Here is an 11,694-nt window from a genome sequence, read left to right as displayed (position 1 = left end):
GTCACCACCACACCCTTCGGCACACCCGTCGACCCCGACGTATAAATCACATACGCCGCCTGACCCACCCGCACCGGCGCACCCCGATCCACATCCGTCACCACCCCCGCCGACACACCACCAAGCCGCGACACCGTCACCGCGTCATCGAGCACCACCCACCGCACCGAACCCGGCAACCGATCCCGGACATGCGCGAGCGTCACCCCCACCACCACACCCGAATCCGCCAACATGTGCTCGATACGCCCCGCCGGATACTGCGGATCCACCGGCAAAAACGCCGCCCCCGTCTTCGCCACCGCCCACACCGACAACACCGACTCGACCGACCGCGCCACCGCCACAGCCACCACCGACTCGGCGCCCACCCCCACCTCGAGCAACACCCGCGCCAACCGATTCGACACCTCATCCAACTCCCGATACGACACACGCCGATCCCCACACACCACCGCAACCGCATCCGGATCCACCGCCACCGACGCCGCCAACAACCCCGGCAACGACACCTCCGACACCGACACCTCACCCACCACCGGACTCAAGCACTCCAACTCCGCCACCCCGATCACGGCGAGCGGGGTGCCGGGGTCTGCGGCGAGCAGTTCGTCGATCAATCCGACGACGCCGGCGTGATGCGACCGCAGGTCGTCGTCGCGGTAGCGGTACGGGTTCGCCTCGAACTCGACAATCGTCGACGTCGGAGTCCCGCTCCGGTACACGTTGACGGACAGGTCCGGGACGGGACCGGTGGTGAGGATCCGGAAGTCTCCGGTAAGCGACCCGAACGTGAGATCCTGATCGAAGAGCATCACGTTGATCATCGGTCCCGAGATCCTGCGGGCCTCGGCGGACACACCCAGATCGCGCAGAATGTCCTCGACGTTGCCGCGCTGGTGCCGCATCGCTCCCATCAGTTCGTGCTGGACCCGGGTCACGAGGTCGCCGACGGTGTCGTCGGATCGGACCTGCACCCGCAGAGGCGCAACGTTCGCGAGCATGCCGCCGGAGCGGCGCAGTACAGCGGTGGTGCGTGCGGACAGCGGAATGTCCACGAGCACGTCCTGCCGTCCCGTCCGCCGCGAGAGATAGCAGGCGAAGGCGGCGATCAGTGCTGCTGCTGCCGTCGCGCCCGGCCGGCCGTCGGTGTCCTCGAGCCGCGCGACGGTTCCGGCGGACAGCGCCGTGCGCACGGTCAGGCTGTGGGCGGCCGGCGGAGCGTCGATGTCGGTCAGGGAGGTGCCGTTCGTGCGTGTGTGCAGACGTTCGGCCCAGTAGTCACGGTCGGACGCGAATCGGTGGGACGCCCGGTAGTCCCCTTCGAGGCGGTGCAGGGTGTGCAGGTCCGCTGCACGGTTCGGTTCGAGCTCGAGGCCTTGTACCGCCGCGGTATACAGGGCGGCGACACGGTTGACCATCGTCATCGCGGCGTATCCGTCGAGGGCGACGTGGTGGATCCTGCTGTACCAGAGGTGCCGCTCGTCACCGACCCGCAACAGCGACGATTCGCACAGATAGTCGTGCTCGAAATCGACTCGGGCCGTGTAGTTCTCCTGCATCCACGCCTCCGCGGTGGCCATCGGGTCGGATGCACTGCGGAAGTCGACGATTCCCATGGCCGCATCGGCAGGCGGATCGACCACCTGGTGCGGCTCACCGTCGACGTCGACCAGACGCAGGAACACCGACTCGTATTCGTGGCCGGCAACGAGCGCTACCTCGCGGAACAGATCGACGTCCAGCGGCCCGCGAATGTCGACGTACTGCGCGATGCAGATCGGGACGTCCGGGGCGAGCTGCTGCGCAAACCACAGCCCGTGCTGTGCCGCAGACAGCGGGAACGGATCGGATCGATGCTCTCGGTAGTTCACTCGCGCAGCGTGTTCCATCAAATCACCAACCTGGGTGCTTGCGCCGCTGGGTCGACGGCGGGACGCTCGGTCCTTCTGGGCAGGGGCAGCCGGATATACCGACGCCACTACAGTCCCGCGGATCGCCGTGCGCGAGAACACACCCTAGGGGTGTGGTGTCGACACCCTGCCCGTCGGCCAAACCCCACGACGAGGATGCCGGAGAACTATGCTTGGCCGTGAGGTGTTCGAGGCGTGATTACCCCGGTCGCCGCAGAGGGAGGCCGCGATGAAGGCGATCATCCACACCCGGTTCGGCGAACCCGAAGTACTCGAGCTCGCGCAGGTCCGGAAACCGACGCCCAAGGACAGCGAAGTCCTGGTGAAGGTTCACGCGACGACGGTGACAACAGCTGAATGCAAGATGCGCCGGGGCGAGCCGCTCTGGGGCCGGTTGATCCTCGGGCTCCGAAGGCCACGAAGGAAACTGCGAACCCTGGGTCTGGAGCTTGCCGGAGAGATCGAGGCCGTCGGGAAGGATGTGCACCGGTTCCAGCCGGGCGATGAGGTATTCGGGTTCACCGGTTTCGATATCGGCGCCTACGCCGAGTACAAGTGCCTTCCGGAAACCGCCTCGCTCGCACTCAAGCCGGTCAACAAGACCTACGAAGAGGCCGCCGCCGCCGTCGACGGTGCCACAACCGCACTGTTCTTCCTCCGGGACAAGGCGAAGGTGCGAACCGGACAGAAGGTCCTCGTCAACGGCGCCTCCGGCAGCGTCGGCACCTATGCAGTGCAACTCGCCAAGTCCTTTGGTGCGGAGGTCACCGGCGTGTGCGGTCCGCACAACATGCAGATGGTGAAGTCCCTGGGCGCCGACAAGGTCATCGACTACACCACAGAGGATTTCACCGAGAACACCGACGCATACGACGTCGTCTTCGACGCGGTCGGCAGGAACTCGTTCGCTCGATGCAAGGGCTCGCTCACCGAGCACGGATGCTACGTACCCACATCCGGGCTGAACAACAATGTTCTATCACTCTGGACGTCGATCCGAGGCGGTAGGAAAGTCGTCACCGGTATGTCCGTCCGCAAGAGCGACGCATTGGCGTACATCAAGAAGCTCCTCGAAGCGGACAGATTGCGGATCGTCATCGACCGCAGCTATCCCCTGGAACACATCGTCGAGGCGCATCGGTATGTCGACACCGGACACAAGAGTGGCAACGTCGTCATAACCGTGGCCTAGCCGAGGCCTAGCCGGGCCTCCCCAGAGATCGGGTTCCCAACCCCACGCGTATGCCCACATGAACCAGCACTCGGGTACGCACGTTTACGAGATCGCGACCTGGGGGAATCTCCTAGACAAAGGACGGTGCCAGATGTTGAAATCCGAGAACCCGAACCCCGTGCGGCCCACCCGAAGCTTCCTCGACCGGCGCCGCGGGCCCTCCGACCGTGAACTCTTGACCACCGCGAAGGCAGTGCTGATCACCAGCCGCGGCTACAGCGATGCCCAGGCGTTCGACGAACTGCTCGACGTTGCACGACGGCACCACCTCTCCGTGCAGGGCGCCGCCCGGTGCCTGATCGACCTCACCAGCAACACCCGGCACCTCACCAGTCGCCGTCCCGGCACGTTCCCCGAGTGGGAAGGACTCCGCGGACAGCCTTCGGGGCACCACCGTCCTTCGCAGCGGATGGCCAGCCTGCACGGGCGACACCATCCCCACCTCGCGACGCAGATACGACCATGATCGGCCCGTCAAGCGTCGCCCCGTCTCCAGGCCGGACTGCGCGGGACGGCGACAGTTGATCCCACCCACCGTCGCAGATACGCACGCAGTTCGTCCTGGCTACGCGGCGGGTTTCCGGGCGAGATGAAGAACGACTGCATCGTCCGCAGCTGATATTCGACGAGCTCGCGCAGGGCCGGCTCGTCGTAGCCGTGCCGCTCCCAGTCGACGTCGAAGCGTCTGATCATCGTCATTCCGAAGGACAGGGCTTCGTTGGACGTGATTCCCTCGGCGTGGGAATGAGAGCCGGACAGCATGATGCCGAGCTGCGGAATGCGGGGCGCTTCGTCGAGCGCGTAGATCACGGCCTCGACCACAGCCTCTGCCGGATCCTCGATACCCACGAGGTGTTCTGCGAGGCGGTCGAGGAATCCGGCGACGGCGGCGATGGCGGCGGCTCGCAGGAGGGCGTCGGTGCTGGCAAAGTACCGATACACCGTCTGCCGGATGACGCCGAGGTACTCCGCAACGTCGGCGATGCTGATCGCCGTATCTTTCCGGCTGATGAGCTCGACTGCGGCGGTGACGATTCTCCGGGACGCCTCCTCGTCACTTCCGGGCGGACTGCCACCCCACCCACGCCTGCCAGCCACTGTCTCTTCCCCACCTCTCACAACGCGCCGGTGGGCCCGAACGTCGTGCAAAGGGCTCGGCTCACCGCCCGACCTGGACTCAGAGGTTACCGCGAACGCATTTCCCTCCACCCCGAAGTCCTGTTTCGCAGACGCTCTCCGGGGGATTCGCCGAAACGTAATCATACAATGTAACCAACATGTGTATGTTGTTACCTACCCAGAGCTGCAGCCCACTCATGCCGCACGAGACGAGGTATTCCACATGACCGACCTGCACCCCAGAAAGATGGATTTCGCGTTCGACGAGCAGGACGTCCCGTTCCTCTGGAACCCCGACAACCCGGCCTGGTCGAGCATGTCCAATGCGATCTCGTTCCTGGCCGTCGGCTTCGAGAAGATGATCGTCAAGGCGATCATGCAGGCCAAACCACGGATGACCGATCCCGAGGTCGCAGAAGAGGCCCAGGCGTTCATGCGTCAGGAGGGTCACCACTCGACCGCGCATCGCCAGCACGTCAAAGCCCTGATCAAGCGATACACGGGGCTTCAGAACACCCTGGACGCGGTGATCGGCGAGTACGACCTCCTGACCGAGGCGACCACTCTGAACTACCGACTCGCCTACACGGCGGATCTGGAAGCGACCTTCACGCCGGTGTTCAAACTGATGCTCGACAACGACGCGACCCTCTTCCGACCGGGAGACGACCGGGTTGCGTCCCTGTTCATCTGGCACTTCGTCGAGGAGGTCGAACACCGAAGTTCCGCGATGATCATCTTCAATTCCCTTGTCGGGGAAGAGCTGTACCGGATACGGATGGCGCCGTCGATCTTCGCACATGTGATGAAGGTGATGCGGATCGCCTGCGCCGGCTTCAACCAGCACGTGCCGATCAAGGAGCGGAAGGTCGATTCGATGTCGATGTTCGCCACGCACCGCACGAAGCAGAAACTGCTCACGTCGTTCGCGCCCTACCTGAGCAAAGGCGTCATGCCGCGTGCGTTCGACGACCTCCCGCGCGGTGAACAGCTCACCGCCCTCGCCGGCATCGTCCGCAGTCAGATGCCGAAGCACGACCCCACCCACGAGAAGCTGCCCGCGCTCGCCGACGAGTGGTTCACCCGATACGACGCAGGCTACGACTGCACACGCTGGTACACCGCAGAGTCGCGCGAACGCCGGACCGATCCCGTGCCGGCGGTGGTCAACTGATGGCCGACCTCTGCTCACCCACCTTCGAGCAACTCTCGACAGCGCTCGGCTTCTCGTGCGCCGAGGCCGGCGGACTCGTCGAGGTCCGCAGCCCGTCGGCGCTGGAGAACTGGACCCTGCCGGTTCTCGAGCTCACCATCGTGGTCGGGTCGGTGCTCGCGCTCGTATTCGCGATCCTGCGCTGGCGCCGCAACGGCGATCCGACCAACCTGGTGCTCTGGTTCGGCGCCACGGCGTACCTGTTCGTCATCGAACCGCCGCTCTACTTTCCGGCGGCCTTCGGGATCGAAGAACACGTGGACACGATGTTCGCGCACAACGTGTTCACCGTGGACTTCCTGTGGGGCCGACTGCCGCTGTACATCATCGCGATCTATCCGCTGATGGCCACGCTGGCCTTCGAGCTCGTCCGGATGCTCGGCGTCTTCCGGAAGTACGGCGTACTCGTCGGCGCGATCTGCATGGGCTTCGTGCACCACGCGTTCTACGAGATCTTCGACCAGCTCGGACCGCAGCTGAGGTGGTGGGAATGGTCGACCACCAACCCGGTCAACCAGCCGATGTTCGACTCGGTTCCGCTGCCGAGCGTGGTGGTGTTCGCGGCCCTGTGGCCGATGTCGCTGGCCCTGTGCGTTCAGTTCTTCGTGGGACGCTACACCGACCGGGGTCGGGACTTCACCGGACTCGAGCTGGTGTGGCGCACGATCGTGATCGGTCTCCTGGCGTCTGCGGGAACGTTCATCCTCCCGATCCCGGCGACGGTCCTCGGAATGGAGAGCACCACGGTCCGGGGAATTCTTTACGCGATCGAACTGGTCGTCATCGTGCTCGTCGCGATCCCGATCCTGGTCCGGCAGTGGTCGCGGCTTCGACGGGGGACGCCCGACGTTCCGATTTACTCGAACGACTTCGTCCGTGTCTACAGCGTGGTGTACCTCGCCGTGATGGGCGTTCTGTGGGTGACCGCGTTGCCCAGCTATTTCGGCGCTGTCGACGGCGTCACGAGCAATGGCGATCCCATCGGAACTCTCTGGTACACCATCGCCTGCTTCGCGATCGCGATTCTGTGCGTCGCCGCCACCTTCACGGTACCGAGGGGACCCGCTGATGCCGCGACTTACAAGGCACCGAGGGATTCACACGCCTTTCGCACGCCTTCGCCATAGGCGGGGTCTGCTTGGGTGCAGTTGGCGATATGGCGCTCGATCACGGCAGCCGACGCTCCGGTGATGGCACGGGCGGTGTTCTCGAACAGCACAGTCTGCTGTTCGGCATTCATGCTGCGGAAGAGGTCGCCGGGCTGTTCGAAGTAGTTGTCGTCGTCTGCTCGGTAGTCGAACCGGTCGGCGACCACGCCGACTTCGAGTGGCGGTTCGGCGTAACTGCGCTGGTCGGCGAAGCGGCCGTGCGAGTTCGGTTCGATGCTCGGGACGCTGCCCTGGTTGCCGTCGACGCGCATGCTGCCGTCACGGTGGAAGGAATTGACGTGGGTGGCACCTCTGGGGCTGTTGACCGGGATCTGGTGGTGGTTGACGCCGAGCCGGTATCGGGCGGCGTCGCCGTAGGAGAACAGCCGGCCTTGAAGCATGCGGTCCGGCGAGAATCCGATGCCGGGGACGATGTTCGCCGGGGAGAAGGCCGCCTGCTCGACGTCGGCGTGGTAGTTCTCCGGGTTGCGATCGAGTTCGAGTTCGCCGACCTCGATGAGGGGGTAGTCCTTCTTGGACCACACCTTTGTGAGGTCGAACGGATGGTAGCGGTAGGTCTGGGCGTCGGCTTCGGGCATGATCTGCACGAAAAGGGTCCACCTCGGGTGGTTGCCCTCCTCGATCGCGTTGAAGAGATCACGCTGCGCCGACTCGCGGTCGCCGGCGACGACGACGGCGGCTTCTTCGTCGGTGAGGTTCTTGATGCCCTGCTGGGTACGGAAGTGGAATTTCACCCAGGAACGTTCCCCGGCCTCGTTGACGAACGAGTAGGTGTGTGACCCGAATCCGTGCATGTGCCGGTAGCCGTCGGGGATGCCGCGGTCGGACATCACGATGGTGATCTGGTGCAGCGCCTCCGGGAGATTGGTCCAGAAGTCCCAGTTGTTCTCCGCAGACCGGAGGTTGGTCTTCGGATCGCGCTTGACCGCATGGTTGAGGTCGGGGAATTTGAGGGGGTCACGGAAGAAGAAGACGGGCGTGTTGTTACCGACGACGTCCCAGTTCCCTTGCTCGGTGTAGAAACGGACGGCGAATCCGCGGATGTCGCGTTCGGCGTCGGCGGCGCCGCGCTCGCCGGCGACCGTGGAGAAACGCATGAAGATCTCGGTCCGCTTGCCCACTTCGGAGAATATGGCGGCGTTGGTGCGTGCGGTGATGTCGTGGGTGACGCGGAAGGTGCCGAAGGCGGCCGAGCCTTTGGCGTGCATGCGACGTTCGGGGATGACTTCGCGGTCGAAGTGCGCGAGCTTCTCGAGAAGCCAGACATCTTGCAGGAGTACCGGACCGCGTGCACCGGCGGTGATGCTGTTCTGGTTGTCGGGTACCGGTGCACCGGCGACTGTGGTGAGTCCGTTCGGGTTGGTCATCGATTTCTCCTGTCTGACACCCGAGGCTGGGCGCGTGAATGTGGTTCGGCAAGAGCATCCCTCAGGGCAGAGTGCAGCGGCGTCTCAATGTGATATTCCCGCGGTCAGGGTCGCTCAGCGCACGATGCCGAATTCGCGGATCTTGCGGTAGATCGTCGCTCGGGACATGCCGATGGCGGTGGCGGCGGCGGCCTTGTCGCCGGCATGAAGCGCGAGGGCGTCGACGATCGCGTCACGTTCGAGCGCCTGCATTCTGGTCAACTTTCGGCGTGTGGTGGAACGGCATGCGGGAGGGAGGGTGTCGAGTTCGACGATGCCGGACCGTTGCCGCCGGTAGGTGTCCTCGAGGACCTTCTTCAGTTCGGTGACGTTTCCGCGCCAGGCCAGACGCGCGAGCTGATTCGAGGCGGCCGGAGCCAGGGTGAGGCCGGTGGCCCCCAGGGTGCCGAGCAGGCTGCGCACCAGATCGGGAATGTCGTCCAGGTGGTGCCGCAGGGGTGGCACAGTGACCGATTTGGGGAACATGCGCAGCAGTGGGCTGGTGTCGGTCGAGTCCTGGGGATACCGGGTGAGCACCACCCAGGGTCTGCGAGGTGGCTCCTGTGTCTGGAGGTCCAGCAGTAGGTCCGCGAGCGCGGCGAGATGAGTCTCGTCCAGGGCGTGTGCGCGCAGTATTGCCAGGTCCGATCCGCTGTCGAGTACGTCGGAGGCCTGGGTGAGGAGGTCGTCGTCCAATGAGGTGGCGTCGAGTGCGGCAAGTCGGCGGTCCGGGACGAGCTGGTGTGCCGCCCGGATCAGGGCTGCCTTGCCGACGCCGGGTTCTCCGTCGAGGACGAGCCAGTCCTGTCGCCGGCAGGCGTCGACGACCGCCTGGACCGTGTGCTGCCAGAGCGGGCTGGCACCGGCGATCGCGGGCGGGGTGGGCGCGTTCACCTCAGGGGTGGAGTAAATCTGCGAGGCAACCTGTTTCGTGATCCGGACGATTCCGCCGGCAAGCCGGCTACCGGTGAATGTCGGCTCGTAACTCAGGCGTGCGACCGTTCCGCTGGGCAGGTCGGTGAGGATCGTGACCGGTGTCGTTTCGCCGCCGATGTCTCGGGTGCGTTCGAGAATGGCCATCTGGTCTGGTGAGTCGAATTCTTGCCGGGTCAGCGAGTTCATCATCACGACCTCGTCACCGACGGCGACGACGGGTCGGCTGGAACGCCGGCATGCGGACCGGTAGGCACTGAAGATCGCCCGGTCCAGTTCGGTTGCGTCGTCGAGTATGCGCTCGCGGAGGCGGGCGGCGGCGAGTTTCGCGAAGGACAGCAACAGGGTGTTGGAATTCTGCGCGGCGGTGGTCAAGTCCACGACACCGAGGATCGCTCCGGTGATGGGGTGCGTCACCGGCGCTCCCGCGCAGGAGAAGGACCGGAGCGGGCCGCTGAAATGCTGGTCTCCGTCCACGAGGAGGGGGCGCCCGACCTCGAGCGCGGTGCCGATTCCATTGGTGCCGACCTGGGTTTCCGCGTAGCGAAAGCCCGGGGCGAGGTCGACTCGGTCGAGTGCGGTGAACAAGGTGCCGTCACCGCCGGTGCGGGAGAGCACGATGCCGTTGGCGTCGGTGAGAATCATCGATACCGGCTCGTTTTCGATGTCGGCCGTCAACGTGGGCAGCACGGATCGGGCTGCCCGCTCGAGCACCGTATCGGTGGAAACGCGATCGACGTACGCGGCGTTGGGCCGGTCGTCGTCGCCCAACGCCTGCCGAGATCGCGACCAGGACACCCGGAGCCAATTGCTCGGACGAAGGTGGTTCGACGTGCTGGAGGGCTGTGGGGTCACTCGCATTGGTCTCCTGTGTCGGCTGATCGAAGGGTGTGAGGGTCTGCCGCGGCGCGGGGCAAGTGTAGGCACCCACCACCCACCTGAAAGTGACCTCCGTCTCACACTGAGACGGATGAGAGCTGGATCACGGGGTTCAATCAATCGCACAACGTCCCCGCAGCCGGCACCCGGCCGGCTCATGATCCAGGAGGCGCACATTGAGTAGGCAAAGCCTGACAAAGGCCCACGCGAAGATCACCGAACTGTCATGGGATCCGACATTCGCAACTCCGGCAACCCGGTTCGGCACCGACTACACCTTCGAAAAGGCTCCGAAGAAGGATCCTCTCAAGCAGATCATGCGGTCCTACTTCCCGATGGAGGAAGAGAAGGACAACCGCGTATACGGCGCCATGGACGGTGCCATCCGCGGCAACATGTTCCGCCAGGTGCAGCAGCGGTGGCTCGAATGGCAGAAGCTGTTCCTGTCGATCATTCCGTTCCCGGAGATCTCGGCTGCCCGAGCGATGCCGATGGCCATCGACGCCGTCCCCAACCCGGAAATCCACAACGGGCTGGCGGTACAGATGATCGACGAGGTTCGTCACTCGACGATCCAGATGAACCTCAAGAAGCTGTACATGAACAACTACATCGATCCCGCCGGGTTCGACATGACCGAGAAGGCGTTCGCGAACAACTACGCGGGCACCATCGGCAGGCAGTTCGGCGAAGGGTTCATCACCGGCGACGCGATCACCGCAGCGAACATCTACCTGACCGTGGTCGCCGAGACAGCGTTCACCAACACCCTGTTCGTAGCCATGCCCGACGAGGCGGCCGCCAACGGTGACTACCTGTTGCCGACGGTCTTCCACTCGGTGCAGTCGGACGAGTCGCGGCACATCTCCAACGGCTACTCGATCCTGCTGATGGCACTCGCCGACGAGCGCAACCGTCCACTGCTCGAACGCGACCTGCGGTACGCGTGGTGGAACAACCACTGCGTCGTCGACGCCGCGATCGGCACCTTCATCGAGTACGGCACGAAGGACCGTCGCAAGGACCGGGAGAGTTACGCCGAGATGTGGCGGCGGTGGATCTACGACGACTACTACCGCAGCTACCTCATCCCGCTCGAGAAGTACGGCCTGACGATTCCGCACGACTTGGTCGAGGAGGCGTGGAAGCGGATCACCGAAAAGGGTTATGTCCACGAGGTGGCCCGGTTCTTCGCCACCGGCTGGCCGGTGAACTACTGGCGGATCGACGCGATGACCGACAAGGACTTCGAGTGGTTCGAGCACAAGTACCCGGGCTGGTACTCGAAGTACGGCAAGTGGTGGGAGGAGTACAACCGGCTCGCCTACCCCGGCCGCAACAAGCCGATCGCGTTCGAGGAGGTCGGGTACCAGTACCCGCACCGCTGCTGGACCTGCATGGTGCCCGCCCTCATCCGTGAGGACATGGTCGTGGAGAAGGTCGACGAGCAGTGGCGGACCTACTGCTCGGAAACCTGCTACTGGACCGACGCCGTCGCGTTCCGCAGCGAGTACCAGGGCCGCCCGACCCCGAACATGGGGCGGCTCACCGGATTCCGTGAGTGGGAAACCCTGCATCACGGCAAGGACCTCGCCGACATCGTTTCCGATCTCGGGTACGTCCGCGACGACGGCAAGACCCTGGTCGGTCAGCCGCACCTCGATCTGGACGACCCGAAGAAGATGTGGACTCTCGACGACGTGCGGGGCAACACCTTCCAGAGCCCGAACGTGCTCTTGAACGAAATGTCCGAAGCCGAACGCAACGCGCACATCGCCGCGTACCGCGCCGGCGGCACAGTTCCGGCCTGATCCAGGCCCGGTGGGTG

General features: G+C 64.6%; 9 protein-coding genes. 5 read left to right on the top strand and 4 right to left on the bottom strand.

The window, feature by feature from the left end:
• Positions 1-1,874, bottom strand: a 1,874-nt coding sequence (locus ACFVJ3_RS43655; protein WP_378457983.1) for a condensation domain-containing protein, incomplete at its 3' end; no start/stop codon positions are given.
• A 268-nt stretch (positions 1,875-2,142) separates the two neighbouring features.
• On the opposite strand from ACFVJ3_RS43655, the gene ACFVJ3_RS43650 reads away from it, so the two are divergent.
• A complete protein-coding gene (locus ACFVJ3_RS43650) occupies positions 2,143-3,105 on the top strand; it encodes an NAD(P)-dependent alcohol dehydrogenase (RefSeq protein ID WP_378457982.1) in 963 nt (320 codons plus the stop codon).
• A 133-nt stretch (positions 3,106-3,238) separates the two neighbouring features.
• Positions 3,239-3,613 (top strand): ANTAR domain-containing protein, encoded by a 375-nt coding sequence (locus tag ACFVJ3_RS43645; protein ID WP_378457981.1) that lies wholly within the window; start codon positions 3,239-3,241, stop codon positions 3,611-3,613.
• Between the two features lie 8 nt (positions 3,614-3,621).
• Here ACFVJ3_RS43645 and ACFVJ3_RS43640 read toward each other — a convergent pair whose 3' ends face one another.
• Positions 3,622-4,245 (bottom strand): TetR/AcrR family transcriptional regulator, encoded by a 624-nt coding sequence (locus tag ACFVJ3_RS43640; protein ID WP_378457980.1) that lies wholly within the window; start codon positions 4,243-4,245, stop codon positions 3,622-3,624.
• A gap of 244 nt (positions 4,246-4,489) precedes the next feature.
• On the opposite strand from ACFVJ3_RS43640, the gene ACFVJ3_RS43635 reads away from it, so the two are divergent.
• Positions 4,490-5,440 (top strand): metal-dependent hydrolase, encoded by a 951-nt coding sequence (locus ACFVJ3_RS43635; RefSeq protein ID WP_378457979.1) that lies wholly within the window; start codon positions 4,490-4,492, stop codon positions 5,438-5,440.
• Positions 5,440-6,606, top strand: a complete 1,167-nt coding sequence (locus tag ACFVJ3_RS43630) for a hypothetical protein (protein ID WP_378457978.1) — start codon at positions 5,440-5,442, stop codon at positions 6,604-6,606. Before ACFVJ3_RS43635 ends, ACFVJ3_RS43630 begins: the two co-directional genes overlap by 1 nt.
• On the opposite strand, the gene ACFVJ3_RS43625 is transcribed toward ACFVJ3_RS43630, so the two are convergent.
• Both ACFVJ3_RS43625 and ACFVJ3_RS43620 read right to left on the bottom strand, forming a co-directional pair.
• The gene (locus ACFVJ3_RS43625; RefSeq protein WP_378457977.1) at positions 6,558-8,015 is read right to left on the bottom strand and encodes a catalase; all 1,458 of its coding nucleotides are present in this window, start codon (positions 8,013-8,015) and stop codon (positions 6,558-6,560) included. The genes ACFVJ3_RS43630 and ACFVJ3_RS43625 overlap by 49 nt on opposite strands.
• 114 nt (positions 8,016-8,129) lie before the next feature.
• Positions 8,130-9,758 carry a sigma-54-dependent Fis family transcriptional regulator gene (locus ACFVJ3_RS43620; RefSeq protein WP_378457986.1) on the bottom strand — a complete coding sequence of 543 codons (1,629 nt, stop codon included), beginning with the start codon at positions 9,756-9,758 and terminating at the stop codon, positions 8,130-8,132.
• A 284-nt stretch (positions 9,759-10,042) separates the two neighbouring features.
• On the opposite strand from ACFVJ3_RS43620, the gene ACFVJ3_RS43615 reads away from it, so the two are divergent.
• Positions 10,043-11,677, top strand: coding sequence for a methane monooxygenase (locus ACFVJ3_RS43615; RefSeq protein ID WP_378457976.1), 1,635 nt, complete (start codon positions 10,043-10,045; stop codon positions 11,675-11,677).
• Positions 11,678-11,694: the final 17 nt, after the last annotated feature.

The sequence above is a fragment of the Rhodococcus sp. NPDC127593 genome, from assembly GCF_042671975.1.
Taxonomy (GTDB): Bacteria; Actinomycetota; Actinomycetes; order Mycobacteriales; family Mycobacteriaceae; genus Rhodococcus_F.
The sequence above is the reverse complement of the archived record's forward strand: the minus strand, read 5'-3'. Positions and strand labels throughout refer to the sequence as shown.

What these genes read in the sequence shown, in the direction of transcription:
- ACFVJ3_RS43650 (WP_378457982.1), top strand. Translation starts at nt 2,143, where the DNA reads ATGAAGGCGATCATCCACACCCGGTTCGGCGAACCCGAAGTACTCGAG.
- ACFVJ3_RS43645 (WP_378457981.1), top strand. Translation starts at nt 3,239, where the DNA reads ATGTTGAAATCCGAGAACCCGAACCCCGTGCGGCCCACCCGAAGCTTC.
- ACFVJ3_RS43635 (WP_378457979.1), top strand. Translation starts at nt 4,490, where the DNA reads ATGACCGACCTGCACCCCAGAAAGATGGATTTCGCGTTCGACGAGCAG.
- ACFVJ3_RS43630 (WP_378457978.1), top strand. Translation starts at nt 5,440, where the DNA reads ATGGCCGACCTCTGCTCACCCACCTTCGAGCAACTCTCGACAGCGCTC.
- ACFVJ3_RS43625 (WP_378457977.1), bottom strand. Translation starts at nt 8,015, where the DNA reads ATGACCAACCCGAACGGACTCACCACAGTCGCCGGTGCACCGGTACCC.